Below are 25603 nucleotides of genomic sequence, written 5' to 3' on the forward strand. Positions count from 1 at the left end.
TTCGGGGTTCGGCGGCGGTGGGTTCAGGCCGAGCGGGCCAGGCTCGCCGGGTGGACGGCGTAGACGAAGGGGAGTCCTCGGGCGTACCGCTCCAACTCCTCGGCCGCGCAGGCCGCGAGGCGTCCGAGTTCGTTGCCGAGGGATCCGGCGATGTGCGGGGTGAGCAGCACGTTCGGCAGGTCGTAGAGCGGCGAGGCGGCCGGCAGGACGTCGGGGTGGGTGACGTCGAGGACGGCGTGCAGCCGGCCGGAGACCAGCTCCGTGGTGAGCGCCTCGGTGTCGACGAGCGTCCCGCGTGCGGTGTTGACGAGGGTCGCGCCGTCGCGCATGAGGGCGAGGCGGCGGGCGTCGACGAGGTGGCGGGTCTCGGGGGTCTGCGGCGCGTGCACGCTCACCACGTCGCTGCGGCCCATCAGTTCGTCGAGGTCGACGGGTTCGACGCCCAGGGCCCTGGCTTCGTCCCCGTCCAGGTACGGGTCGTGGACCAGCACGTGGGCGTCGTAGGAGCGCAGCAGCTCGATGACGCGGCGGCCGATGCGCGAGGCGCCGATGATGCCGACGGTCCTGCCGTAGTTGCCGATCCCGGGGTACAGGGTGAGCGGGTCGAGCTGTGTGCGGACCTCCCGGTAGGCCCGGGCGGTGGTGAGGACGCGCTTGTTGGCGAAGACGATCGCGGCGACGGTGAACTCGGCGACGGGCCGGGCGTTGGCCTCGGCCGCGCTGGTGACCGTCAGTCCGCGCCGCCAGGCCGCTTCCGTCATCATCCCCTTCACGGACCCGGCGGTGTGCACCACCGCACGCAGGGCCGGAAGGAGGTCGAGGGCCTGCTCGGTGAGGGGCGGGCAGCCCCAGCCGGTGAGCAGGACCTCGGCTTCGCGCAGTCGTGCGGGGTCGGCGGCGGCGAAGTCGGTGACCAGGAGGTCGGGGTCCAGGAGGGCGGTGGCGCCGAGCCGGGCGAGGGCCTGCTCGTCGAGCAGGGCCGCCTTCGTGTCCGGGCCCATGGCGAGGAGGGTGCGGGGCCTGCGGGGCCCGTCGGCCGGGTGGTTCGGGGCGGGGTTCGTCACTTGACCGCTCCTGCCGTGAGGCCGGAGCGCCAGAACCGCTGCAGGCCGATGAAGGCGAGGGCGAGCGGGATGACGGCGACCAGGGATCCGGTGATCGCGAGGGAGTAGAACTCCGGGTACTGGAGCACGACTTGGTTCCAGCTGTAGATGCCGAGCACCGCCGGGTACAGGTGGTGGTCGTTGAGCATGACCAGCGGGCCGAAGAAGTTGTTCCAGCTCGCGGTGAAGGAGAAGAGGAAGAGGGTCATGAAACCGGGCATGAGCATCGGCAGCGAGATCGACCGGAAGACGCGCAGCTCGCTCGCTCCGTCGATGCGGGCGGCCTCCAGGACTTCACCGGGTACGTAGCCCTCGGAGAAGACCCGGGCCAGGTACACGCCGAAGGGGTTCACCAGCGCGGGGATGAGGATCGCCCAGTAGGTGTTGACGATCCCGGTCTCGGAGGCGAGCAGGTACTGCGGGAGGGTGATGACGACGGTGGGCACGAGGGTGCCGGTCAGGACGAGGCCGAAGAGCGCGCCCTTGCCGCGGAACTCGTACTTGTCGAAGCAGTAGCCGGCGGCGACGCTGATCAGCGAGGACGCCAGTGATCCGACGACGGAGTAGAGGAGGCTGTTGAGCAGCCAGCGGCCGAAGATGCCGTCGTCGTGGGTGAAGACGGCCCGGAGGTTGTCGAAGAGGTGGAACTCGCCGAAGCCGAAGCCGGCCGTTCCGAAGAGGTCGGCGTGGTTCTTGGTGGCGGCGATCAGCAGCCAGGTCAGCGGCATCAGGGTGTAGAGGACCGCCACCAGGAGGACGGCGTTGACCACGGTCCTGGAGGCCATCGCGCCGCTCCGGCGCGGCCTTCCGGCCCGCTTGCGCTCGCCCGGCCGGGCGGGCGGGGCTCCGGGGGCGGGCGCCGGCTCGCCGCCGGGGGCGGCCTCGGTCGGGGCCGAGGGGGCGGTCTGGGTGCTCATGCCGAGTCACCTCGCTTTCCGATCCGGGTGACGACGTAGGAGAGGGTGCCGGCGACGAGGGCCACGATGAGCGAGGCGGAGGAGGCGAGGCCGTAGTCGTGCCGCTCGAAGGCCGCCTTGTAGATGAACATCATCGGGGACCAGTCCGAGCCCATCGAGCCGGCCCGCTTCGAGAGGAGCATCGGCTCGCCGAAGATCTGGACCACGCCGACACAGGTGAACAGGAGCGTGAGGAAGACGGCGGAGCGGATCATCGGCAGTTTGATCCGGAGCGCGATGCGCAGTTCGCCGGCGCCGTCCATGACGCCCGCTTCGATGACCTCGCGGGGCACGGCCTGGAGCGCGGCGAAGAAGATGATCATGTTGTAGCCGATCCACTGCCAGGCCGCGACGTTCACCAGCGAGGGAACGACGCTCCCGGGAGCGAAGAAGTCCCACTGGCCGCCGGCCGCTTCGATCCAGTCCAGGACCGGGCTCAGGCCGGGGGTGTAGAGGTAGGTCCAGATGATCGCGGCGATCAGTCCGGGGACCGCGTGCGGCATGAAGACGGCGAATTGGACGAGCCGCTTGGCCTTGGCCGCGGCCGAATCGACGAGCAGGGCCAGGGCGAGCGCGGCGCCGATCATCACGGGGATGTAGACGGCGCAGTACGCGGCCACGTGCAGGAAGGAGGAGGTGAAGCCGTGGTCGCCGAGCGCCTTGGTGTAGTTCCCGAACCCGCTGAAGACCCGTTCGGTGCCGCCGAATCCGAGACCGGAGGAGCGTTCGGTGAAGAAGCTCATCCAGAGCGCGTACGCGACGGGCAGGATCAGGACCGCGGTGAAGAGCAGGAAGAACGGGCCGAGGAAGACGAGCACCGCCCTGCCCTGGCCTGGCCGGCGCACGGGCGCGGCGCCGCGCGCTGAACGAGTGAGTGGTGCTGCCACCGGATCTCCTTGGTGGTGCGCTGCGAAGGAAGGGAAAAGGGAACGGCTGGCGGGGCCCGGGCGCCGGGAGGGCTTCGGGCCCCGCGCGGTGCCTACTTCGCGAGGTTGAGCCCTCGGCCCTTGATGGCCGCCTCGGCTGCGGCCTGGCCGGCCGCGAGCCCGTCGGTCAGGGTGCCCTTGAGCCCGGCGTCCTGGATGGCGGTGTTGGTGGCGGTCTGCACCGGGCCCCAGACCCAGCCCGGGACGATGGTGTCGACCTGCGCGCCGGCGATCTCGTAGACCTTGTCGCCGCCGAAGAAGCCCTTGTCGTCGAAGGCCGCGGCGGCGATCGGACGCAGTTCGGGGCTGGCGGGCAGGCTGCTGCTCGGCGCCTTCAGGCTGCTGAGGCGGGCCTTGACGCCTTCGGGGCTGGTGGCCGCCCACGTGGCGAACTCGGCCGCTTCCTTGACGTGCTTGCTGCCCTTGGTGACGGCGTAGCTGGTGCCGCCGAACATGCCGGTGGCCGGGGTGCCCCAGTGCGGCAGCGGGGCGACGCCCCACTTGCCCGAGTCCTTGGCCAGGGCCGTCATCGTGCCGCCCGCGCTCCAGGAGGCGCCGATGAAGCTGGCCATGACCCCGTCGGCCTTGGCCTTCGCGAACTCCGGGCCGTTGATCTTCAGGTTCATCACCAGGTCGTCCTTGACCAGGCCCTGCCAGTACGAGGCCACCTTCTGCGAGGAGGCGTCGTTGATGTTGACCTTCCAGCCATCACCCTCGGTGCCGTACCACTTGGCACCGGCCTGCCAGGAGAGCGCCGCCAGCAGGGGCGCGTCGTCGTTGCCCCAGCCGCCTATGCGCACGTTCTTGTCGGAGGCCTTGATCTTCTCGGCGGCCGCCTTGTACTCGTCCCAGGTCTTGGGGACTTCGACGCCCGCGTTCTTGAAGAGGTCCTTGCGGTAGTAGAGGAGGTTGGGCGTGGCGTCGTACGGCACGGCCCAGGTCTTGCCGCCGAGGGTCACCCGGTCCTGGACGCCCTGGGGGAACTTCGCCTTCACGGCGGCGCCGGCCGGGGCGGTGATGTCCTCCAGGAATCCCTGACTGACGAACTCGGGGAGGGTCGGGTACTCGATGCCCGCGACGTCGGGAGCGTTCCCGGCCTTGATCGCGTTGCTGATCTTGGCGTACCCGTCCGGTCCGCCGGTGATGGCCGAGAAGGTGACCTTGATGTTCGGGTGGGACGCGTTGAAGGCGTCCACCACCTGCTGGGCACCGCCGGTCCAGCCCCAGTAGGTCAGGTTGACCGGCTCCTTGGGGGCGTCGGCCCTGGGCGCGGCGCCCTCGCTCCCACCGCAGGCAGTGGCGAACAGGGCCAGCGAGAGGGTGGCGAGGGCGGCGCGGGAGGTACGGGAAGTGAGCTTCACTGCTCTGCTCCTCAGGTGCGAGCCGTCGATGCGGCGAGGTGATGCACATCATTCGGCCAGAGGAGAAGCGAGTCAATAGAAAACGAAAGCTTGAGAAAGAAAAGCGAAGTAACAGTTAGGCCTCGCTGGACGCGCGCACCCGCAGCTCCGGCAGGATGGCGATCCGCCGCCTGGGCCGTCCCGGCTCGCGCAGCCGGCGTACGAGCAACTCCACGCCCGTCACCCCGACTTCGTGCTTCGAGGGCGCCACCGCGCTCAGCGGCAGGTCCGCCAGGGAGGCGACCTCGTCGTCGTACGAGACCAGCGCGACATCGCCCGGCACGGACAGCGAGGCGCCGCGCAGCCGCTGCATCAGCACCATGGCCTCGTGGTCGGGATGGACCAGGGCGGCGTCGACGCGGCCCTCCCGCACCGCTTCGACGAAGGCGTCCATCACCTCTTCGTAGGCGGCGTCACCGGCGCCGTACTGCTCCAGATCGAGGAAGAACGCGTGCTCGGCCGTGCCGGGGCCGGCCTCCTCCATCGCCGCGTCGTAGCCCTTCTTGATCCAGGGCGCGGTGGGGGTCCCGCCGCGCATCACGAGGGCGATCTTGCGGCGCCCGGTGTCCAGGAGGTGGCGCACCGCCAGCCTGGCTCCGTACCCGTGGTCCGTACCGACGTGCTCGGCGGCGGAGGCCTGTTGTTCGGGGCGGCGTTCGACCAGGACGACGGGCACCCCGAGCTCCTCGTACCACTGGCCGCCCGGCTTGCCCTCGCCGGCGGAGGGCGCCAGCAGCAGCCCGTCGACGCCGTCCTCGACCATCCGCGCGGCCTGCGCCTTCTCGGTGTCCACGTCGTACGTGGACACGGCGAGGGTCAGCCGCACCCCGAGGGCGTCCGCCGCTTCCCGGGCGCCCTTGATGACCTCGGGGTAGTAGTAGGCGGAGGACGGCACGATCAGCCCGAGGACCAGCGGCCGCCCGGCTCCGGTGGCGGGAGCGGCCGGGGCCGTGCGGGCCGCCGCCGGGGCGGCGGTCGCGGGGGCGGTCTCCGCCCAGTCCTCGGGCAGCATCGCGCCGCCGTGCACCCGGGCCAGCAGGCCGCGCTCGGCGAGGACTTCGACGTCCTTGCGCACCGTCACCACGGACACGCCGAGCTCCGCCGCGAAGTCCGTGACGCGCATCGATCCCGCTTCGCGGACCCGTCGCAGGATCGCCTGCTGTCGTTCCTCTGCGTGCACGGTGGAGCTCCCCTCGACTGCGTCCCTGGTCGAGATCAGCGTAGCGCGCGAAAACCAAAACTTACGTTTCCTTTCGAACGAAAGGATTGCATAGTGCATGCCGGACTACGACCGAACCTCGTGCGGGAGCCATGCATCCCGTCCACTACCGTCGGGGACGACCTTGTTGAGCCGAGCCCGTTCCTCCAGCGACGCCGCCCGACAGAGTTCTCGACCACGACTCCCGGAGAAACGATGCGCCGCACTTTCGTCCTGCCCGCCGCCCTCGCCGTCCTGCTCTGTGCCGGATGCGGCGCGACCGCCGAGGCCGGCGCCTCGGGCGACGGAGCCGGATCCGGCGGGACGGCGCCGTCGGCCCCGTCGGCCCCTGCCGTCGACCACGCGGACACCGTGCGCTCAGCCGCCGCGGCCACCCGTGCGACCTCGGCGCGGACCAGCCAGACCATGGATCTCACCACCGCCACGGCGGCGTTCACCATCACGGTCGTGGGCGACTTCGACATGGCCGGCGACAAGGGCTCGCTCGCGGTGGACCTTCCCGGAGGCGCGATAAGCCACGCGGACGAGGTGTTCGCCGACGGCGTGGTGCACGTCCGCGGAGCGGGCGGCGTGCCCGCGGGCTCCTGGGCTTCGCTCGCACGGGACAAGGCCGAGTCCCACTACATCCTGCGGGCCCCGCTCAACGACCCGGAACACGTGCTGGAGCAGATCCCGGCGCTGGCTCGGGTGACCCGGGGCGAGGAGGAGGACCTGGACGGGGTGCGGGCCGTGCACTACCGCGGCACGCTGCCCTACGAAGCCCTCACCTCCCGGATCGCCGCGGACAAGCGGGCCCCCCTGGACACGCTCCGCACGCAGCTCGGCGGGGAGCTTCCCGTGACCACCGACGTCTGGGTCGACGGTCAGGGCCGGGTCGTACGGACGCATTCGACCCTCGATGTCGGCGGAGTCAAGTCCGTCACCACCGTGGCGTTCACCGACCTGGGCAAGCCCGTACGCGTCGAGGTCCCCGCCGCCCGGGACACCGTGCCCGCCAGCTCGTTCAGCGGTGTCCTGACCGGCTGACGCGCGCCGCCCGGCAGGGCCTCGTACGGGCGGCCGGTCGTCCGGTCAGCGCACGCCGCCCATCAGCGCCTTGACCTTGTTGCGGTACACGAAGATCGCGATGCCTCCGAGGAGTGCCAGCGCGCCCTGGCTCGCGAACCAGGACGGGGCGTCGGTGGACACGCCGAACTGCTGGAGCAGTGCCACCACCGAGTCGCCGACCGTGACCGCCAGGAACCAGACGCCCATCATCTGCGAGGAGTACTTCTCCGGGGCGAGCTTGGTGGTCAGGGAGAGCCCGACCGGGGACAGGGTGAGCTCGCCGACCGTCTGGATCAGGTACACCATCGCGAGCCACATCGGGGACACCTTGACCCCGTCGACCGCGATGCCCTGGGCGACCATCATCACGGCGAACGAGAGCCCGATCAGGACCAGGCCGACGGCGAACTTGGCCGGGGTGCCGGGCTCCTTGGCCCGCCGGCTCAGCGCCACCCAGCCCCAGGCGAAGACGGGCGCGAGGGCCATGATGTAGAGCGGGTTGCACGCCTGGAACCAACTGGCGGGGAAGCCCATGCCGAGGAAGGTGCGGGAGGTGCTGTCCTGCGCGAACAGGTTCAGGGTGGAGCCGGTCTGGTCGTAGATCCCCCAGAACAGCGCGGCCGCCGCGAAGAACCACACGTACGCCGACATCCGGGCCCGGTCGGCCGTGCCCAGGCTCTTGTCCCGCTTCATCCGCAGCAGGTACCAGGACGGCAGGACGATGCACAGGACGGTCAGCGGCAGCATCGCCCAGCTCAGCGTGAAGTGCCCGGACAGGCCCACGCATCCGTAGGCGACGGCTGCGACGGCCAGCCAGGTGAGCGACTTGCGGACGACCGCGGTGCGCTCCGCCCGCGAGAGCGGGGTCGGGACGACGTCGCTGCGCTCGGACATGTGCCGGCTGCCGAGGGCGAAGAAGGCGAGGCCCAGGGCCATGCCGACGCCGGCCATGGCGAATCCGAGGTGCCAGCTGACGCTCTGGCCGATGGTGCCGATCGTCAGCGGCGCGATGAAGGCGCCGAGGTTGATCCCCATGTAGAAGATCGTGAAGCCGCCGTCGCGGCGCGGGTCGTCCTTGTCCTCGTAGAGGTGGCCGACCATCGTGGAGATGTTGGCCTTGAGCAGGCCGGAGCCGACGGCGATGCACACGAGGCCGACGAAGAACGAGACCCGGGCCGGCACGGCCAGCAGGAAGTGCCCGATCATGATGACGGTACCGCCGATGGCAACGGTCCTGCGGGCGCCCCAGGCGCGGTCGGCGAACCAGCCGCCGGGGAGGGCGAGCAGGTAGACCATCGCGTTGTAGAGGGAGTAGACCGCGGTGGCCATGGCCGCGTTCATCGCGAGCCCGCCCTGGGAAGCCGGGGCGACCAGGTAGAGCACGAGCAGCGCGCGCATGCCGTAGAAGCTGTAGCGCTCCCACATCTCCGTCATGAACAGGTTGACCAGCCCGCGGGGTTGGCCCATGAAGGTCTTCTCGGGGCCCGCGGAGGAGGGTCTGTGCTCGTACTCGCCCTTGGTCAGGGTGGACGCCATGATCGGTCCTCGCTCGCTCTGGGCGCGCGCGGATCGGCGTGCGGCCGCGCCCGGTGGGAGGGCCGGCACCAGCGCACGGTCCGTCCTTCCCCCACGCCCGAGGGGGTCCGGGCGGGCCTCTGGGGCGTGCCTCAGGGGCGGCCGGACGGGGACGGAACGCGCCGGGATCCACGCCCTGGTGCTCCATCGCGCCCGGACCCGGCCCACAGGTCATTCACTGTGTTCCCAGCCTGTCCCACGGGACGGCCCGGACACAGGGGCCTTCGGGGCACGCCGTGGAGCCGAAGGTCACGGCACGGCCCGCTGCCGGCGCTGACGAACGGCCTATCCGGCGTCGGGTCCGGCTCCACCGCAGTCGGGGTGGCCCCAGCGCGAACCGAGCTTGCTGATCTTCTCCCCCGCCGCGTACTGCTTCCCGCAGGGGCAGGTGCCGGGGAACTTGGCCTTGATGGTCACCCCGGCCCGGCCTGCGGTCGCGCTCTTGGTGGCCGTCGCGCCCTTGGCCGACGCGGCTCCGGCGGGACGGCGGGCGGAGGTGCTGCGGGCCGGGGTGCTGCGGGCCGGCGCCGGGACGGGCATGGAGGCGTGGCCCAGCGCGGTACCGGCCGGCTCCTGGCTCACGGCCGCGTCGCTGGCCGCCTGGTCGGCGATCGCGTTCAGGTGGTCGCCGTCCTCGCGGTGCGCGGGGACGTAGCGGAACTCCACGTCGCGGTCGGTCAGCAGGGCGTCGATGCTCTCGACGAGCTCCCGGTTGGCCACCGGCTTGCCCGCGGCCGTCTTCCAGCCGTTGCGCTTCCAGGCCGGGAGCCACTGGGTCACGGCCTTCATGGCGTACTGGGAGTCCATCCGCACCTGCACGGCCGTACCGGGGGCCACGGCCTCCAGCAGCCGCTGCAGAGCGGTGAGTTCACCCACGTTGTTGGTGGCCCGGCCCAGCGGCCCGGCCTCCCAGCGCTCGGGGTGCCCGTGGACGTCGGCGATGACCCAGGCCCAGGCGGCGGGCCCGGGATTTCCCTTGGCCGCCCCGTCGCAGGCGGCGATGATGCGATCAGACATCCCCCGATCATGCCTCACCGCGAACGCCGCCCGTGCCCACGGCTGCGGCCGGGGTCCCGGATCCGGCCGGGCCCGCCGACCCTGTGCCCGCCGATCCCGGGGTCCCGGATCCGGCCGGGGCCGCGTCCTCGACCGGCTCCGGCGAGGCCTCCGGCCGTGCCGCGTCGTCATCGTGCTGCCGCGGAAGGAGCCGGTCCAGGACGGGCGGCAGCCACCAGTTGGCCCGGCCCATCAGGAACATCGCCGACGGGACCAGCACCAGCCGCACCACGGTCGCGTCGAGGATCACGCTCACCGCCAGGCCCACCGCGAGCATCTTGACCACGACGGTGGGCGATGCCGCGAAGGACAGGAAGACCGCGGTCATGATGAGCGCCGCGCTGGAGATGACCCGGCCGGTGGCCGCCAGCCCCGTACCGACGGCGAGGGTGTTGTCCCCGGTGCGGCGCCAGGACGCGGCGATGGCGGAGAGCAGGAAGATCTCGTAGTCCATCGACAGGCCGAAGACGATCGCGAACATCATCATCGGTACGAACGACTCGATGGGGACGGGCTCCGACACCCCGATCAGCCCGCTCCCCCAGCCCCACTGGAACACCGCGACGAGGACCCCGTAGGACGCGGCGGTGGTGAACAGGTTCAGGGCGACCGCCTTGAGCGGGACCACCACGCTGCGGAACACGAAGGTCAGCAGGACGAGCGCGGCGGCCAGCACGATGGCGATGATGAGCGGCAGCCGGTCCTTGACGGTGTCGCGGAAGTCCAGCTGGCCGGCGGTGGATCCGGTGAGGTAGCCCTCGGCGCCGGTGCCCTTCAGCGCGGCGGGCAGGGTGGTGCCGGTCAGCGTCGTGAACAGGCTCCCCGTCCCGGCGCTCTGCGGTCCGGTGGCCGGGGTGACGGTGGAGACGAGCAGCCGGCCGTCGGGGCTCGGCGCGAGCGGGGTGAACCCGGCTATCCCGGCCGTGTCCCGCAGCGCCGCGGTGAGTTCGGCGCTGATCCGGTCGGCCGGGACGGCGGCGTCGTGGACGTCGGCCACCAGCACGAAGGGGCCGTTGGCCCCGGGGCCGAAGCCGGGTCCCTCGCCCTCGGTGATCCAGTCGTAGGCGGTGCGCGTGGTGCTGCCCACCCGGTCGGCGCCGTCGTCGACGTGGCCGAGGCGCAGCGAGAAGAGCGGTACGGCGCACAGCGCGAGCAGCAGGGTGCCCGCGGTCAGGAACTTCCACGGGTGCCGGGCCACCAGGGCGGCGTAGCGGTGCCAGCCGTCGTGGTCGCCGGAGGTCTCGGCGACCGGGCGGCGCAGCGCGAACCGGTCGATCCGGCGCCCGACCAGGCCCAGGGCAGCCGGTACGAGGGTCAGGGCGGCGGCCCCGGTGACGACCACGACGAGGGTGGCGGCCAGCCCCATGCGGCCGATGAAGGTCAGTCCGCAGGTGTACAGGCTCAGCATGGCCACCGCGACGGTGACGGCGGCCACGACGACGGCGCGCCCGCTGGTGGCGGCGGTACGGGCGGCCGCGTCGACCGGATCGTGCCCGTCGAGGAGGTCCTGGCGGAAGCGGGTGGTGAGGAAGAGGGCGTAGTCGATGCCCACGCCGAGGCCGATCATGGTGGCCAGGGTGGGGGCGGCGGTCGCGAAGCTGAGGACGCCCGCCACGATGCCGACGATGCCGAGGCCCACGCCGACGCTGACCACCGCGGTGAGCAGGGGCAGCAGGGCGGCGGCGACGCTGCCGAAGGCGAGCAGGAGGATCAGCAGGGCCACCAGGACGCCCGCCGCCTCTCGGGCCCTGTCGTCGACCGGCGGCCGGACGACCTGGTTCAGGTCCCCGCCGTACGCGACCTCGACGCCGGAGTCGCGGGCCGCGGCGGTGGCCGCGTCGAGGGTGCCGGTGTACTCGTGCCCGAGGGTCTTGACCTGCCGGTCGAAGGACACCGTGGTGTAGGCGGTGCGGCCGTCCGCGCTGGTGACGACCGGGGAGGCGGCGGTGACGTGGGGCATCCGCGCGAGGCGGGCCGCGCTCTCGTCGACGGCCTGGCGGTGCCCGGCCAGGGAGCCGGAGTCGACGTGGAAGACCACGCGTCCGTTGGGGTCCCCGAGCCCGGGGGCGGACGCGGCGAGCAGATCGGCTCCGGTACGGGACTGCGTGCTGGGGAGGCTGATCTGGTCGCTGTAGACCGGGGCGGCGAGCCGGCTGCCGCCCATCGCACCGGCCAGCAGCAGGAGCCAGGCCGCGATCACCCAGACGGGGTGGCGGGCACAGAAGCCGCCGAGGCGGCCGAGGCGGCTCGTTCGGCGGCTCGTTCGGCCGAGGGGGGAATGCACGACGCCTCCAGGAAGTGTCAGGACTGACACGAAGCACCTTGACAGAAAATGTCAGGGGTGACAATTGTCAGCCATGACAATTGACAGGGGTGACGGCATTGCTAGGCTTCGACGGTGAACCAAGATCCGGCCGCGCCCGCCCCCGCCTCCGCACCCCTGCCCGAATCCGGGTCGGAGCCGGGGCCCGAGTCGGAGTCCGGCCTGCGCGAGCGGAAGAAGGAGCGCACCCGCACCCTGCTGCGCGAGGGCGCCGCGGCACTGTTCGCGGAGCACGGCTTCGCGGGCACCACGGTCGCGGACATCGCCGCCTGCGCGAACGTCTCCGAGCGGACCTTCTTCCGCTACTTCGAGAGCAAGGAAGCCCTGCTCCTGCCCGACAGCGTCGACCTGTTCGCGTACGTCGAGGCCGAACTGGCCCGGCGCCCGGCGCAAGAGGATCCGCTCGACGCGGTCTGCAACGCCCTGATCGCCGCGGTGGCCCCGTTCGCGGCGTCCAGCCTCACCGCCCTGACCCACTCCGTGGCCATCGCGGGTGACGAGCGCGTGGTGGCCGCCCAACTCGTGCAGCTCTTCGCCGATTTCGAGGACCGGCTCACGCTCATGGTCCTGAACCGGCTCCCCGCCGACACCCCCGGGGCCGACCTGCGCGCCGGGGTGATCGCGGGCGCCGCCCTGTCCGCGGTCCGCGCCGTCCTGCGCACCCAGCGCCGGCGCCGCGCGAACGGCACCTTCACCGACACCCCGCCCTCCTCGCTCCTGCTGGAGGCCTTCGCCATGCTCAAGCAGATCGGATCCACAGCGCAATGAAGCTCCGACGCACCCCCGTCCTCGTCACCGCCGGCATCACCGCCGCCCTGGCCGGCGTCTTCGTGGCCGACGTCGTGGTCGAACACACCGCCCAGGAGCGCATCGCGCGGGCGGCGGGCTGCCGCCTCCAGGCCCGCGGGCCCGTCACCGCGGAACTCTCCGGCACCTTCGCCGGACTCCGCGCGCTGACCGGCCAGGTGGGTTCCGTACACCTGGCGGCCGAGGGCGTACGCCGCGCCGACACCGACATGGACATCAAGGCCGACCTGTACGACGTCACGCGCGACGGCGGCATGAGCGGCGGCCGGGCGACGGCCACCATCCCCTACAAAGCCCTGCAGAAGCGTCTGGCCGAGTCGGGGGACGCCACCGCGGGCGCGGAGGGGCTGACCGTGGGCGGCGACGCGAAGGGACTCACCCTCACCGGGACCGTGGGCGGCCTGGGCCTCCCCGTCACCGTGCACGCGAGCACCAGTGCCACGCCGACCGGTGTCACGATCACCCCGACGACGGTCACCGTGCTGGGCCGCGAACTGCCGATAGCCACGGTGAGCGGGCTGCCCGGTGCGTCCGGTCTGGCCGAGCGGCTGGCACCCCGGACCGTGGACGTCGGCGAGCTGCCCGAGGGGGTCAGCCTCACCGGCGTCCGGACGACCGGCGACGGCCTCACCCTGGACGCCTCCCTCGCGAAGTCCTCCTCGTCGGACACCGACGGGAACCGCTGCATGTCGGCGTAGCCCGCCGCGCACACCCCGCCCTTCCGGTTCGCAAATATAGCGAGCCGCCCGAAACCACCCAATCCACTGCCCTAAACGCGCCCAGAATTGACTTTACGGATTCTTTAAATTTACCCTCCGGTCATGCGCAAATCTCCCTCCACCCTCCTCTCCGCCCTCTCCCTCGCCGGCCTGGCGCTCGCCGCGGCCGGCTGCTCCGCCGCCACGACCGACAAGGCCGTCGAGCAGGTCGACAAGGCCGTGAACGAGACCTACGAGGTCACCTACGAGGTGACCGGCAAGACCGTCGACTCCGTCTCCTTCCACGACGGAGGGGGCACGGCCACCGCGCCGAACCTCGCGACCGCCGAGCAGCCGGGCACCGCGTGGACGAAGACGGTCACCCTGCGCGGCATCATGCCCCCGGGGGTCTCCCCCAGCTCGGTCGACAACACCGCCGACCTGACCTGCAAGGTCATCTACAAGGGCAAGGTCATCAAGGAGGCCACGGGCGAGGCCGCCACGGCCGGCGGCTGCGTGGCGGTGTCTCCGATCGCCGCTCAGTAGGCGGTCCGGGCACCGGGGGCACTTCGTACCTCAACAGGCTTGACCTCAAGTCCGCTTGAGGTGTGATCGTTGGCCCCATGACCACGGAATCACCGTCCCGCGCGGCGGACATCGAAGCGATCGACCGGCTCGTCGCCACCGTCGAGCACTCCCAGCGGACCAAGGACCCCGAGGAGTTCCTCGCCCTCTTCCACCCGGACGCGATCTGGACGACGGCCCACGGCAAGGTCCTCGTCGGGCTCGACGCGATCTCGGAGTTCACCCGCAAGGTCCTGCCCGCGGCGAACTGGGACGGCCAGGTCACCTACGAGGTGGTGCACGTGCTCTTCATCCGCCCGGACGTCGCGGCCGTCAAGGTCCGCCAGCGCTACCTGTCCCCGGGCGAGGAGAGCGAGGGCGCTCCCCTGTACGTGATCGCGAAGCAGCCCGACGGCCGCTGGCTGCTGACCGCCTGCCAGAACACGGGGGTGATCGCGGACACGCCCTGAGGCGAAGACGGCGCGGCACGGTCTCACCAGGGAATCGGCCCGTCCTCGGCCGAGAAGGTGCCCGTCGGGCCGTCCTCGCCCGCCGTCGCCAGATCGACCGCCACGGCCGCGCCCTCCTCCGCCGTACGCATCCCGGTGTGGCGGTTGAGGTCGGTCGCGCAATAGCCGGGACTCACCGCGTTGACCAGGATCCCCTCGGCGCGCAGTTCATTGGCGTAGAGCGCGGTGATCGCGTTCAGCGCGCTCTTCGAGGTGCAGTAGGGGAGGAGGATCGAGGAGTAGGCGGACCACGGGCTGCCCGGGTCGGCCAGGTGGGTGAGGGAGCCGAGTTCGCTGGACATGTTGACGATGCGTGCGGCGGCGGATCGGCGGAGCAGGGGGAGCATGGCGTGGGTCACCGCGATGGCGCCGAACACGTTGGTCTCGTAGACCTGCCGGACGGTGGCGGCCGGGGTTTCGCTCGGCTTGTGCGGTCCTGCGGCGATCGCGGCGTTGTTGACGAGGATGTCGAGGCGGCCGAACGTGGCGTCGATGTGCCGGGCAGCGGCCTGGACCGAGGGCTCGTCGGTGACGTCCAGCGGAACGAACCGTACGTCGGCGCCGCCCGCGCGCAGCTCCTCGGCCGCCGCCTCGCCACGCTCGGCGTTGCGGGCGCCGATCAGCACGGTGATGCCGAGGGCTGCGAGCCTGCGCGCCGTTTCCTTGCCGATGCCCTTGTTCGCGCCGGTGATCAGAGCGGTCTTCTGTGAAGTCGTCATGGCAACCAGCCTCTCCTCGCCCACGGGCTGCAGGGAAAGACCGGAAGGATCTGGATCTATAGTCCACGGGTATGAGTGAGCTAGAGGTGCGGGAGCTGAGGTACTTCATCGCGGTCGCCGAGGAACTGAACTTCAGCCGGGCCGCGCAACGCCTGGGGATGGCGCAGCCCCCGCTGTCGAAGGCGATCGCTCAGATGGAGTCCCGGCTCGGAGTACGCCTGCTGGAGCGCACCACCCGGCAGGTGAGGCTGACCAACGCCGGTCACGTGCTGCTCGACCAGGCCCGGATCGCGGTCGACGCGGTGCACGCGGCGGCCCGGCGAGCACGCCGGGCCGGTCAGCCGACGCCCCAGCTCGTCGTGGCGGTCAAACCGGGAGGCGATGCCGGGCTGCTGCGGGAGATCCTCGCCGCCTACCGGGGAACGGGTGCGCATCTGCCGCCGCCCGAAGTCGTCGTCGGCGGCAGCGGGGAGCCGATCGCCATGCTGCGCGACGGCCGTGCCGACGTAGCGCTGCTGCGCAGCCCGTTCGACGGCCAAGGGCTGGATTCCCAGACGCTCGTGGTCGAGCCGCGACTGGCCGTCCTCCCCGCCGCGCACCGGCTGGCCGGACGCCGGCGACTGCGGCTGAGCGACCTCGAGGGCGAACCGATCCCGCGCTGGAAGGGCGCCGCCCCCTCCACCACCGCCTACTACACCGGATGCGACGGCGCGGGAGCAGGCGGTGGCCACACGGGCTCGGCGCCGGCCGACACCCCTGAGGGGCCGCTCGTGGCCGGCGTCGAGCAACTCCTGGAGGTGGTCGCGCTGGGGCAGGCGGTGGCGTTCCTGGCACGCTCCACCACCGAGCGGCACCAGCGCCCGGACATCGCCTACCGGCCGGTCGCCGGCCTCAGCCCCAGCGCGGTCGTGGTCGCCTGGCCGGAGACCTCGCGATCCACAGCCGTGGCCGCCTTCGTCCGAGCCGCCCACGACGTCGCCGCCCACCACCCCGACCACATGCCCGCACTGGTCTGACCGGCGTACTCGCGCCCTGGTCGCGCCGGCCACGGTTGCTTTGATCCCCGAGGCCGAAATCGGCTCGCGCGCGGCATCCGCGGACGGAGAGGATGGCTGGACCAATCCGCCAGTCCGTCAGTCCGCCAGTCCGTCACTCCGCCGTCCGAAGGACCTCCGATGAGCAGCCCGCCGTACGCCCCGGCAGCCCGCGCCTCCCTCGACGGGCTGGTGATGGGCGATGCCTTCGGCGACAGCTGGTTCACGCTCTCCGGCGAGGACGTCGAGGGGCAGTGGGCGGCGCGCAGGCTCCGGCCCACCCCGTGGCAGTGGACGGACGACTCCGCCATGGCGTTCGTGCTCTTCGCCCACCTGGCTGCCGGCGGGGAGGTCCGGCCCGACGCTCTGGCGCGGGAGTTCGCCGCCGAGTACGCGCGGGATTCGGGGCGCAAGTACGGGGCCTCCATGCACGAGGTGCTGGGGCGGATCGGCGCCGGCGAAAGCCCGCGCGGTGTCACCTCCGAGCAGTTCGGCGGGCAGGGTTCCTACGGCAACGGCGCCGCGATGCGGGTCGCGCCGCTCGGTGCCTGGTTCCGGGACGACCCGAAGGAGGCCGCCGGGCAGGCCCGGCTGTCCGCGCTGGCCACGCACGCCCATCCCGAGGCGGTCGCGGGCGCCGTGGCCGTGGCAGTGGCCGCCGCGCTGGCGGCGGCGAGCGCGGGCCACGACGCCCCGGTCCGCGCCGAGTTCCTGCGGGAAGTCGCCGCGTACGTACCGGGCAGCGAGGTCGGCTCGGGGCTGCGGGCTGCCGCGGACTTCCCCGCGGGTACCCCGGTGGGCCGGGCCGCGTCCGTGCTGGGCTCGGGGTGGCGGATCTCGGCCCCCGACACCGTGCCGTTCGCCCTTTGGTCCGCTGCGGGGCACTTGGACGACCTGACGGAGGCCCTGTGGCAGACCGTCGGCGGCTGGGGCGATCGCGACACCACGTGCGCGATCGCGGGCGGGGTCGTCGCGGCGCGCACCGGCACCGGCGGCGTTCCGGCCGACTGGCTCGCGGCGCGCGAGGCGGTTCCGGCGTGGAGCGGGTGGACGCCGGAGCAGCAGGCCCCCCAGGGCCTTTCCCGGTAGATCATGTGACTACTAGGCTGCCGCGATGGAACATGATCGGGAACGAGAACAGCCTCGTGAACGCCCACTACGAGGATCCGCGGCCCGACTACGGCGCGACCGGCCGCTACACCTTCGACTGGACCTCCGGCGGTAAGTCCATCCCGATGTGACGTCCATGACGTCCACGGCAGATATCGCGGGCGTATCGGAAATCGCATACGTCCTCGCAACGGCCCACCGTCTCCCCTGGGAACATGAACCACAACGCCTCTCTGTCTTCACCGCCCCGCCGCACGCGCAGGGTCGTACTCCTCGGCTCGGCGGCCCTCGGCTTGGCGAGCGTCCTGTACGTCGTGCGGGGGCCGCTCATGATGTCCGCTCCGAGGTGCATGGCCGGGCAGTGGCACGGGTGCCTCGACACCTTCAACGGCGTGGTGCTCATGACCTTCGTCGCCGTGCCGTTGTCCCTGCTGGTGGTGTGGGCCATGGCCCGCCGTCGGCGCGGCGCGGGCGTCGGCGACGCGTCGGCGTGGCGGTGGTCGCTGGCCGAGGTGGGCATGGTGCACGGGACGGTTCCGTGGGTATGGATGACCATGATGCCGGGCTCCGGGGCCGGGACCGTCCCCGGCCGGTACAGCCTGGTACCGATACGGGACCTGCTCACCATGGGGCCGCTCGGGATCGGCGGGAACCTGCTGGTCTTCGCCTCACTGGGGTTCTTCGCCCCGATGCGGTGGGCGGCACTGGCCTCCGTACCGCGGGTCCTGGCCCTCGGGGCGGGTTGTTCGGTCCTGGTCGAAACGGCGCAGTACGTCCTGCAGCTGGACCGGGTCTCCTCCGTCGACGACGTCCTGGTCAACGCCACCGGCGCCGCCCTGGCCGCACTCGCGTCGCGCCGCTGGTGGCGCACCACGGCACCGGAGCCGTCGGACCTGCCCCGCCCCTCGCCGGCGCCTGCGCCGACGGGCTGAGCCGCGTACCCGGTGCGCGCCCTGCATACGACAGCGATATGTCCTGGTGCCTAGGCTTCGGACATGCGCGTACTGATCGTCGAGGACGAGCCCTACCTGGCCGAGGCCGTCCGTGACGGTCTGCGGCTGGAGGCCATCGCCGCCGACATCGCCGGAGACGGCGACTCCGCCCTGGAACTGCTCGACGTCAACTCCTACGACCTCGCGATCCTCGACCGCGACATCCCCGGCCCCTCCGGCGACGAGGTCGCCCGCCGCATCGTCGCCTCCGGCAGCGGCATCCCGATCCTCATGCTCACCGCCGCCGACCGGATCGACGACAAGGCGTCCGGGTTCGGGCTCGGTGCCGACGACTACCTCACCAAGCCGTTCGAACTGCGGGAGCTCGTCCTGCGGCTGCGGGCGCTCGACCGCAGGCGTGCGTACGCCCGGCCCCCGGTCCGCCGGATCGCGGGCCTGCGGCTCGACCCCTTCCGCCGGGAGGTCTTCCGCGACGGACGCTACGTCGCGCTCACCCGCAAGCAGTTCGCCGTCCTGGACGTCCTCGTCGCCGCCGAGGGCGGGGTCGTCAGCGCCGAGGAACTGCTGGAACGGGCCTGGGACGAGAACGCCGACCCCCTCACCAACGCCGTGCGCATCACCGTCTCGGCACTGCGCAAACGGCTCGGCGAACCGTGGATCATCGCCACGGTGCCCGGCGTGGGCTACCGCATCGACACCCGGCCGGAGACCGGAGACGAGGGAGCGGACCGTGGATAGGGCGCCCGGGTTGAGCGTGCGTTGCAAACTCACCCTCAGCTACGCCGGATTCCTCATGGTCGCCGGCGCCCTGCTGCTCGCGGCGGTCTGGCTGTTCCTCCTGCGGTACGTCCCCGATCGGGCGCTCATCGTCTCCGCGGACACGCCCACCCACGGCGTCTTCCCCATCCGGTCCAACCTCCTGCGCGTCTTCGCTCCGAGGGCGGCCGCCGTACTCATGCTCCTGCTGGTGATCGGCCTCGTGGGAGGGTGGATCCTCGCCGGCCGCATGCTCGCGCCCCTGACCCGGATCACGGATGCGGCCCGGACGGCCGGGAACCGGTCGCTGTCCCACCGGATCCACATGCAGGGCCGACAGGACGAATTCCGCGAACTCGCCGACGCGTTCGACTCCATGCTCGAACAACTGGAGTCCCACGTGGCCGAACAGCGGAGGTTCGCCGCGAACGCCTCCCACGAGCTGCGCACCCCGCTGGCCATCTCCCGGACGCTCCTCGAGGTCGCCCGCAAGGACCCGACGCGGGACCGGGGCGAACTCATCGAACGCCTGCACTCCGTCAATGCGCGGGCGATCGACCTCACCGAGGCCCTCCTGCTCCTCAGCCACGGCGACCGCGCGGACTTCGCCCGCGCGAGCGTCGACCTCTCGCTCCTCGCCGAGGAAGCCGCCGAAACCCTGCTCCCCCTCGCCGAGCAGCGCCGGATCACCCTCGACGTCACGGGTGGGCAGGCCCGGACCGACGGCTCCGCCGAGCTCCTGCTGCGGATGGTGACGAACCTCGTCCAGAACGCCGTCGTCCACAACCTCCGCGCCGGCGGGACCGTGACGGTCCACACCGAGGAGCACGGCGGCACGAGCGTGCTGCGGGTCGAGAACACGGGCCCCCGGCTCCCACCGGACCTGGTCCCGACGCTCACCGAACCCTTCCGCCGCGCGACCGACCGCGTACGCACGGACGAGCACGCCGGGGTCGGCCTCGGCCTGGCCATCGTGCACAGCATCGTCCGTGCCCACGCCGGGACCCTCGACCTCGTCCCGCGCCCGTCCGGCGGTCTCCTCGTCACGGTCCGCCTCCCGCGTACGCCGCGGTCAACGCCCGTACCCGGCGGAGCGGCCGGCTAGCGGAGGCGTACGAGTTTCGTGCCGAGGGACGGTGCGGACAGGTCCGTCTGGAGTGCCACGGGAACCGTCGGGGCGCCCGGTCCGGTCCCGATGGTCAGGACCCCGATCTCGGTGCCGGCCGGCGCCTTCGCGGGGAGTCCCTTCTCCCCTACGGCCAGGGTCAGTTCGAGCCGCTGCCCCGGCACGGCCACGGCGGCGGTGTCCCGGGTGGCCACCACCGGGGTACGGGTACCGAGCCCGTCGTCCACGTAGCCGACGACCTGGCCCTTCTTGACCACGCCGGCCGAGGTCAGGGCCGTGCGGACGGCCTCGATGACCTTCTTGCTGTTCTGCTTGACCAGTTTCAGGCTGTTGGCGCCGTCGGGGTCGGCGCCGGTGACGTGCTGGTCGAGCATCGTGCCGAGGATCAGCGGGGTCTTGTCGCCCACCGTCTTGTACGCCGCCCACACCAGCGTGCCGCCGGCCGCCGAACTGGAGCCGGTCTTGATGCCCTTGATGCTGAGTCCGGCGATGAGCAGGTCGTCGTTGTTGTTGTTGAGCGGCTCGCTCAGGCCCGGGACGGTGGCGTTGGGAAGCTGGACGATCGCCCGGAAGGCGTCGAACTTCATGACCTCCTCGGCCAGTTTCAGCTGATCGACGGCGGTGCTCACGGTCTTGGCGTCGAGCCCGCTCGGGTCGGTGTACGTGGTGGAGGTCATGCCGAGCGCCTTGGCCTCGGCGTTCATCTTCTCCACGAAGGCGGCCTCGGAGTCGCTCCCGGTGTCCCAACGGGCCAGCAGCCGGGCGATGTTGTTGCCCGAGGGGATCATCAACATCTTCAGCATGTCCTGCTGGGAGAAGCGGGTGCCGGTGGTCAGACCCGGGATGCGTGATTCGCTCGCCGATTTGCCGTCCGCGACGGCCTTGTCGTCGACCGCGATCTGCGGGCCGCCCTCGTCCTTCTTCAGCGGGTGGTTCTTGAGGATCACGTAGGCCGTCATGACCTTGGCGACGCTGGCCGTCGGCACGGGCTTCTGCTCCCCGAACGTCCCGACGTCGCCCGCGCCGCCGATCCGTACGGCGGCCTGGCCCTTCTCCGGCCAGGGCACGTCGAAGCGGCCGTCGAGGGCGACGGAGGACGCGGCGCCCTCACTGGTGAGGATCGCGTCGGGCAGCGGCCGCAACGCCTGTACGACGGCCAGTACGGCGACCAGCAGGAGCAGCAGCGGCACCCAGATCCGCACCCGCCGGGCCACCGTCCGGGCGGGGGTCTCGGGCGGCGGCGGGGTGTTGGTGAGCTGCGCGAGCAGATCGAGCGCGGGCAAAGGCTGCTCGGTGGTTCCCTCGGGGGCGACCGCCTCCGCGGGGGCGACAGCGGGAGCCCCTCCCCCGACGGGGGCGGTTCCCGGAGCCGTCACTCGGGCCGGGGCGGCTGCCGGAGTCGCGACGGGCCCCGAAGTCCGGCCGGGCCCGGTTCCCGGAGCCGGGGCGGCCGGGGCCGGCTCGGCCGGAGCCGGAGCAGGCCGCACGGGTGCCGGGGCGGGCACCGGCCGCCGGGCCCATGACGGCACCGGCGCCGACGCCGAGGGCGCCTCGTCCAGCGACTTGAGGGCAACGAACTGGCTCGTCCTTTCGGAGTCCGACTCAGGGCGGGAGCCAGGACCGTCATCGGGACCGGCTGCCGACGTAGAGGCGGTCTCCGGGTCGGCCCCGAGCGTGGAAACAACTCCGGCCACGGGCTGCCCGCCGCCGGACTCGGGTACGGAGTCGGACGAGGGCTCGGGCGCGTCCTGGGCCGCGATCGCAGACGGGGATTCGGAAGCGGACACGGTGTCGGGCACGACCCTGGCCGAGGGCACGGGCTCGGCAACACCCCCGGCCGCAGGCTCCACACCGGGGCCGGATGCGGGATCGGGCGCAACCTCGAGGTCGTCGCCGGACCGGGGCACGGGTACGGACCCGGGCTCGGGTACGGCGGCGGACTCCGGCTCGGACTCGGACGCGGTCGCGGACTCCGGCTCGGACTCCAGCTCGGACTCCGGCTCAGACCCGTTCCCGGACGCGGACTCGGATGCGGCCCCGGACCCGGCCACAGTCGCGGAAGCAGCCGCGGACGCAGCCGCAGCAGCCGTCCCGGCGGCCGCCCTCTGGGCCGGCACCGTGCGCGGGTCCGGACGCGGAGCGGGCTCCTGCTCCGGCCCGAGTGCGGTGCGCTGGGCGGGAGTCGGTGTCTGCGCGTCGTGGGGTCCGGGCGTCCTTCCCGGGTGCTCGTCCTTCGTCGCGCCGGGCGTCTCGCCCTCCACCGGTACCGCCGTCATGCCGTACACCGCCTTGCTCGTGCGTTCTGGATCAGCAGCCAGTCTCCGTGCCGCATATGCGCAGGTGATGCGCGCTGCATGACCAATTGGTCACAATCCCTCCGGCCGGGACCCGTCATCAAACGATCATCAAACGATCACGACCCCATCATGAGCGCCCCGAAGGATCGGCCTTCCCCCACGCACCGCACCACCCAGGAACCGGACACCGCTCATGCACCCCAGCAACCCCGACCACGCGGCGCCGTCGAGGCGGCGCCTGCTCGCCGGCGGCGGCGCCCTGTTCGTCACCGCGACCGCCGCTTCCCTGTTGGCCGCCCGGCCCGGCGGTTCCGGACGGAGCGACGACGACCGCAGCCGGGCGGCGGGACCGTCCGGGGCCTCTCCCACCACCTCCCCCGCCTCCGGATGGATGCCCGGGGTGACGAGGATCCCCCTGGAGCGCAACTTCGTCCACGGCGACCGCGACGCGCAGCGCGGGCTCGTGCTCCATGTCCAGGAGGGCGAGGGGTCGTTGTACGAGCGGTTCAACACCGCCGGGATCAAGACCTCCTCGCACTTCTGGGTGTCCCGGGACGGGGAGACGGAGCAGTACGTGTCCGTCCTGGACCGGGCCTGGGCCCAGGTGGAGGGCAACGGGGCGTGGGCCTCGGTCGAAACCTCGGGTTTCGCCACCCGTTCGCTCACCGAGGCACAGGTCGACGCCGTGGCCCGGATCTACGCGTGGGGCGCCGGCTCGCACGGCTGGCCGGCGGCCGTCAGCGAGCACCCGGACCGGCCGGGGCTGGGCGTCCACGCCATGGGCGGCGCCGCGTGGGGCGGCCACGCATGCCCCGGCACCCTCCGGTCCGCCCAGCGCGCCGAGATCATCCGCCGGGTGCGCGAGCGCCTGCCCGGCGGGGAGTGAGCCGGGTGCCGCGCGGGAGCACGGGGGCGCCACGGAGACCGGCGGCATCGAGGAGTTCACGGCGGTCGGCGTGAACCGGCCTTCGGGACCCCCGCTCCCTTCGCTGCCTTCGCGCATGTTCACTGACATGAGGTGTCAGTGAACCGGCTCTAGGGTCCGGGCCATGAACCTCATCGTCGAACTCCGCCAGTACACCCTTCACCCGGGCGCCCGGGACACCCTGGTCGATCTCTTCGAGCGGGAGTTCGTCACCGGGCAGGAGGCGGCCGGCATCACCGTGGGCGGCCGGTTCCGTGACCTCGACGATCCGGACCGCTTCGTGTGGCTACGCAGTTTCCCCGACATGGAGGCACGGGCGCGGGCGCTGCACGCCTTCTACGGCGGCCCCGTCTGGCAGGCCCATCGCGAGCGGGCCAACGCGACCATGACCGACTCGGACGACGTGCTCCTGCTGCGCGGACCGGGCGTCCCCGCCCCGGCCACCGCGGGGCCCGTCGTCGCGACCATCTGCCATCCCCTGGACCTCACGGACTTCACCGGCCACTTCGAGCAGCACCTGCGCCCCGCCCTGACCGCCGCCGGGACCCCCGCGCAGGCGGTGCACGTCTCCGAGCACGCGGAGAACACCTTCCCCGCGCTGCCGGTCCGGACCGGTGAGGACGTCCTCGTCTGGTTCACGGCGGGACGGGCACCGCGCCTGCCGGACCTCTCGCTCCACCTGAAGTCGGCTCCGCGACAGCTCCGGCTGGAGCCCGTCCGGGGCCTGCGGCTCCCGTCCTGAGGCCTGTCGCCGCGTCAGGGCTGCGGGTGCAGGGCCAGCAGGGCCGAGCGGTGGGAGACCCAGCCCACGAGGTGGAGCCGTTCCTCGTCGAGGACCGGGAGTCCGTCGCCCTCGCTCGCGGAGAGCAGCGGCAGCGCCTCCTGGAGGGACTGGCCGGCGAGCAGGACCGGCGGGTGGTCCCGTACCGTCTCGACGGGCGTGTTCTCGGAGAGGCCTCCGTGCAGGGCCCGGGAGAGGGCGGCAGCGCCGACCGTACCGGCGTAGTGGCCGTGCCGGTCGACGAGCGGGAGGCGGCCGGCGTCCGCCTCGATCATCGCCGTGATCGCCTCGCGCAGGCCGGTGCCGGGTGCGAGCGCGGGCGGCGGCGGCCCCATGGCGGCCCGGACCTCGATCGCCGCCGGGCCGGTCAGGTCCAAGTCGACCCCGCGGCGGCGGAGTTTGGCGGTGTAGACGGTGTCCCGGCTGAGTGCGTGGCTGACGCCGGTGGCGACGGCGACGGCGGTCATCAGCGGCAGGATGATGCCGTACTCGCCGGTCAGTTCGTAGATGATGACGACGGCGGTGATCGGCGCGCGGGCCGATCCGGCGAAGACCGCGCCCATCCCGATGACGGAGTAGGTCATGGCCGAGCCGGTCACCCCGGGGGCGAGGCCGTCCATCGTCTGTCCGAAGGCGCTGCCGAGCATGGCGCCGACGAAGAGGCTGGGCGCGAAGACGCCTCCCGAGCCGCCGATCCCGATGGTGACGCTGCACGCGATGATCTTGCCGACGAGCAGGACGAGCAGGAATCCGATCGCGTACCCGCCCACTGCGGCCTTGCCGAGCACCGGGTAGCCGACCCCGTACATCTCGGGCAGGGCGAGCAGGATCGCGCCCAGCACGATGCCGCCGGCTGCCGGGCGCAGCCACTCCGGGCCGTGCCAGACGGAGTCGCAGAGGTCTTCCACCCCGTAGAGCACCTTGGTGAAGAGCACGCCGACGGCGCCGGCCACCGCGCCGAGCAGTACGTACAGGGCGTACGCGGCCAAGTGGCCGGCGTTCACCGGAGCCAGGTCCAGGAAGCGTTCGTCGCCGAGGACCGCCCGTCCGATCACGCTGGCGGTGACCGCGGAGACGGCCACCAGGCCGAAGGCGCGGGCCGTGAAATCGCGCAGGATCAGTTCCATCGCGAAGAAGACGCCGGCCAGGGGCGCGTTGAAGGTGGCGGCGATGCCGCCGGCCGCGCCGCAGGCGACCAGCAGCCGCATCCGTTCCTCGCGGACGCGCAGGAGGGCTCCGGCGGTGGAGCCGAGGGCGGCCCCGATCTGGACGATGGGCCCTTCGCGGCCCACGGAACCGCCGCCGCCGATGCACAGCGCGGACGCGAGCGATTTCACCACCGCGACCCGGGGCGGGATCCGGCCACCCTGGCGGGCGACCGCGTACATCACCTCGGGGACGCCGTGGCCGCGCGCCTCCTTGGCGTAGCGGTAGACGAGCGGTCCGTAGAGCGCGCCCGCGACCACGGGCGCGAGCAGGACGAAGTACGGGCCGAGCCAGGGCACGTAGGGGTTGTCGGCGTGCCCGGCGGAGGAGTAGTCGTCGTGGCCGGACAGCGCCCGGGTGAACACCTCGATGAGCCAGCGGAAGCCCACCGCGCCCAGTCCCGATCCGGCGCCCACGAGCACCGCGGGCAGCAGCATCGCGGCCTGGGTGCGGTTGAGCGCGTCCCGTGCCGCATCCGCCGAGAACGGACCCATCTCCACTCCTCAGGTACCG

23 protein-coding genes are annotated in these 25603 nt (G+C 72.1%); 12 read left to right on the forward strand and 11 right to left on the reverse strand.

Translation table 11 applies throughout. The annotated features are described in order from the left end of the window. Positions 1–23: 23 nt before the first annotated feature. The 5 genes from OG898_RS30310 to OG898_RS30330 form a co-directional block, all read right to left on the reverse strand. Complete coding sequence (locus OG898_RS30310; protein WP_250745830.1) at positions 24–1001, reverse strand: hydroxyacid dehydrogenase; 978 nt, start codon at positions 999–1001, stop codon at positions 24–26. 59 nt (positions 1002–1060) lie between these two features. Beyond that, entirely contained in the window at positions 1061–2020 is a 960-nt protein-coding gene (locus tag OG898_RS30315; protein ID WP_266961260.1) for a carbohydrate ABC transporter permease, read from the reverse strand. After that, complete coding sequence (locus tag OG898_RS30320) at positions 2017–2946, reverse strand: carbohydrate ABC transporter permease (RefSeq protein WP_250745789.1); 930 nt, start codon at positions 2944–2946, stop codon at positions 2017–2019. Before OG898_RS30320 ends, OG898_RS30315 begins: the two co-directional genes overlap by 4 nt. Before the next feature lie 92 nt (positions 2947–3038). Then, positions 3039–4346, reverse strand: coding sequence for an ABC transporter substrate-binding protein (locus tag OG898_RS30325; protein WP_266961262.1), 1308 nt, complete (start codon positions 4344–4346; stop codon positions 3039–3041). Between the two features lie 115 nt (positions 4347–4461). Beyond that, positions 4462–5565, reverse strand: a complete 1104-nt coding sequence (locus OG898_RS30330) for a substrate-binding domain-containing protein (protein ID WP_250745791.1) — start codon at positions 5563–5565, stop codon at positions 4462–4464. 234 nt (positions 5566–5799) lie between these two features. On the opposite strand from OG898_RS30330, the gene OG898_RS30335 reads away from it, so the two are divergent. Further along, on the forward strand, positions 5800–6630 hold the full coding sequence (locus OG898_RS30335) for a hypothetical protein (protein ID WP_266961265.1): 831 nt from the start codon (positions 5800–5802) through the stop codon (positions 6628–6630). 45 nt (positions 6631–6675) lie between these two features. Here the strand turns inward: OG898_RS30335 and OG898_RS30340 are convergent, their stop codons facing one another. The 3 genes from OG898_RS30340 to OG898_RS30350 all read right to left on the reverse strand — a co-directional run bounded on the left by OG898_RS30340 (position 6676) and on the right by OG898_RS30350 (position 11566). After that, the gene (locus OG898_RS30340; RefSeq protein WP_266961267.1) at positions 6676–8187 is read right to left on the reverse strand and encodes a peptide MFS transporter; all 1512 of its coding nucleotides are present in this window, start codon (positions 8185–8187) and stop codon (positions 6676–6678) included. 324 nt (positions 8188–8511) lie between these two features. Beyond that, on the reverse strand, positions 8512–9243 hold the full coding sequence (locus OG898_RS30345; RefSeq protein ID WP_250745794.1) for a ribonuclease H: 732 nt from the start codon (positions 9241–9243) through the stop codon (positions 8512–8514). A 7-nt stretch (positions 9244–9250) separates the two neighbouring features. Beyond that, positions 9251–11566: an MMPL family transporter gene (locus tag OG898_RS30350; RefSeq protein WP_266961269.1), complete on the reverse strand. Its 2316-nt coding sequence runs from the start codon at positions 11564–11566 to the stop codon at positions 9251–9253. Between the two features lie 114 nt (positions 11567–11680). On the opposite strand from OG898_RS30350, the gene OG898_RS30355 reads away from it, so the two are divergent. The 4 genes from OG898_RS30355 to OG898_RS30370 all read left to right on the forward strand — a co-directional run bounded on the left by OG898_RS30355 (position 11681) and on the right by OG898_RS30370 (position 14144). Then, positions 11681–12373 (forward strand): TetR/AcrR family transcriptional regulator, encoded by a 693-nt coding sequence (locus tag OG898_RS30355; RefSeq protein WP_250745796.1) that lies wholly within the window; start codon positions 11681–11683, stop codon positions 12371–12373. Beyond that, positions 12370–13110: a DUF2993 domain-containing protein gene (locus OG898_RS30360; RefSeq protein WP_266961272.1), complete on the forward strand. Its 741-nt coding sequence runs from the start codon at positions 12370–12372 to the stop codon at positions 13108–13110. Before OG898_RS30355 ends, OG898_RS30360 begins: the two co-directional genes overlap by 4 nt. Before the next feature lie 123 nt (positions 13111–13233). Beyond that, positions 13234–13656, forward strand: coding sequence for a hypothetical protein (locus tag OG898_RS30365; protein WP_250745798.1), 423 nt, complete (start codon positions 13234–13236; stop codon positions 13654–13656). Between the two features lie 77 nt (positions 13657–13733). Then, positions 13734–14144 carry an SgcJ/EcaC family oxidoreductase gene (locus tag OG898_RS30370; protein ID WP_266961274.1) on the forward strand — a complete coding sequence of 137 codons (411 nt, stop codon included), beginning with the start codon at positions 13734–13736 and terminating at the stop codon, positions 14142–14144. Positions 14145–14167: 23 nt separating this feature from the next. On the opposite strand, the gene OG898_RS30375 is transcribed toward OG898_RS30370, so the two are convergent. Further along, on the reverse strand, positions 14168–14902 hold the full coding sequence (locus tag OG898_RS30375) for an SDR family oxidoreductase (protein WP_266961276.1): 735 nt from the start codon (positions 14900–14902) through the stop codon (positions 14168–14170). 71 nt (positions 14903–14973) lie between these two features. Here OG898_RS30375 and OG898_RS30380 point away from each other — a divergent pair, with 71 nt between their 5' ends. The 5 genes from OG898_RS30380 (at position 14974) to OG898_RS30400 (ending at position 19860) form a co-directional block, all read left to right on the forward strand. Next, positions 14974–15918 (forward strand): LysR family transcriptional regulator, encoded by a 945-nt coding sequence (locus OG898_RS30380; RefSeq protein WP_266961278.1) that lies wholly within the window; start codon positions 14974–14976, stop codon positions 15916–15918. Between the two features lie 159 nt (positions 15919–16077). After that, complete coding sequence (locus OG898_RS30385; RefSeq protein WP_266961280.1) at positions 16078–17025, forward strand: ADP-ribosylglycohydrolase family protein; 948 nt, start codon at positions 16078–16080, stop codon at positions 17023–17025. Between the two features lie 236 nt (positions 17026–17261). Continuing rightward, positions 17262–17978, forward strand: coding sequence for a VanZ family protein (locus OG898_RS30390; protein ID WP_250745803.1), 717 nt, complete (start codon positions 17262–17264; stop codon positions 17976–17978). A 63-nt stretch (positions 17979–18041) separates the two neighbouring features. Next, positions 18042–18737 (forward strand): response regulator transcription factor, encoded by a 696-nt coding sequence (locus OG898_RS30395; protein WP_266961282.1) that lies wholly within the window; start codon positions 18042–18044, stop codon positions 18735–18737. Beyond that, on the forward strand, positions 18730–19860 hold the full coding sequence (locus OG898_RS30400) for a HAMP domain-containing sensor histidine kinase (protein ID WP_266961284.1): 1131 nt from the start codon (positions 18730–18732) through the stop codon (positions 19858–19860). Before OG898_RS30395 ends, OG898_RS30400 begins: the two co-directional genes overlap by 8 nt. Here OG898_RS30400 and OG898_RS30405 read toward each other — a convergent pair. Further along, positions 19857–22157: a D-alanyl-D-alanine carboxypeptidase gene (locus OG898_RS30405; RefSeq protein ID WP_266961286.1), complete on the reverse strand. Its 2301-nt coding sequence runs from the start codon at positions 22155–22157 to the stop codon at positions 19857–19859. The two genes, OG898_RS30400 and OG898_RS30405, sit on opposite strands and share 4 nt — an antisense overlap. Positions 22158–22371: 214 nt before the next feature. Here OG898_RS30405 and OG898_RS30410 point away from each other — a divergent pair, with 214 nt between their 5' ends. Beyond that, positions 22372–23064, forward strand: coding sequence for an N-acetylmuramoyl-L-alanine amidase (locus OG898_RS30410; protein WP_266961288.1), 693 nt, complete (start codon positions 22372–22374; stop codon positions 23062–23064). 163 nt (positions 23065–23227) lie between these two features. Beyond that, on the forward strand, positions 23228–23845 hold the full coding sequence (locus OG898_RS30415) for an NIPSNAP family protein (protein WP_266961290.1): 618 nt from the start codon (positions 23228–23230) through the stop codon (positions 23843–23845). A 14-nt stretch (positions 23846–23859) separates the two neighbouring features. Here OG898_RS30415 and OG898_RS30420 read toward each other — a convergent pair whose 3' ends face one another. Beyond that, on the reverse strand, positions 23860–25584 hold the full coding sequence (locus OG898_RS30420; protein ID WP_250745809.1) for a chloride channel protein: 1725 nt from the start codon (positions 25582–25584) through the stop codon (positions 23860–23862). Positions 25585–25603 lie beyond the last annotated feature (19 nt).

Origin of the sequence: Streptomyces sp. NBC_00193, from assembly GCF_026342735.1 — a bacterium.
Lineage (GTDB): Bacteria > Actinomycetota > Actinomycetes > Streptomycetales > Streptomycetaceae > Streptomyces > Streptomyces stoeckheimensis.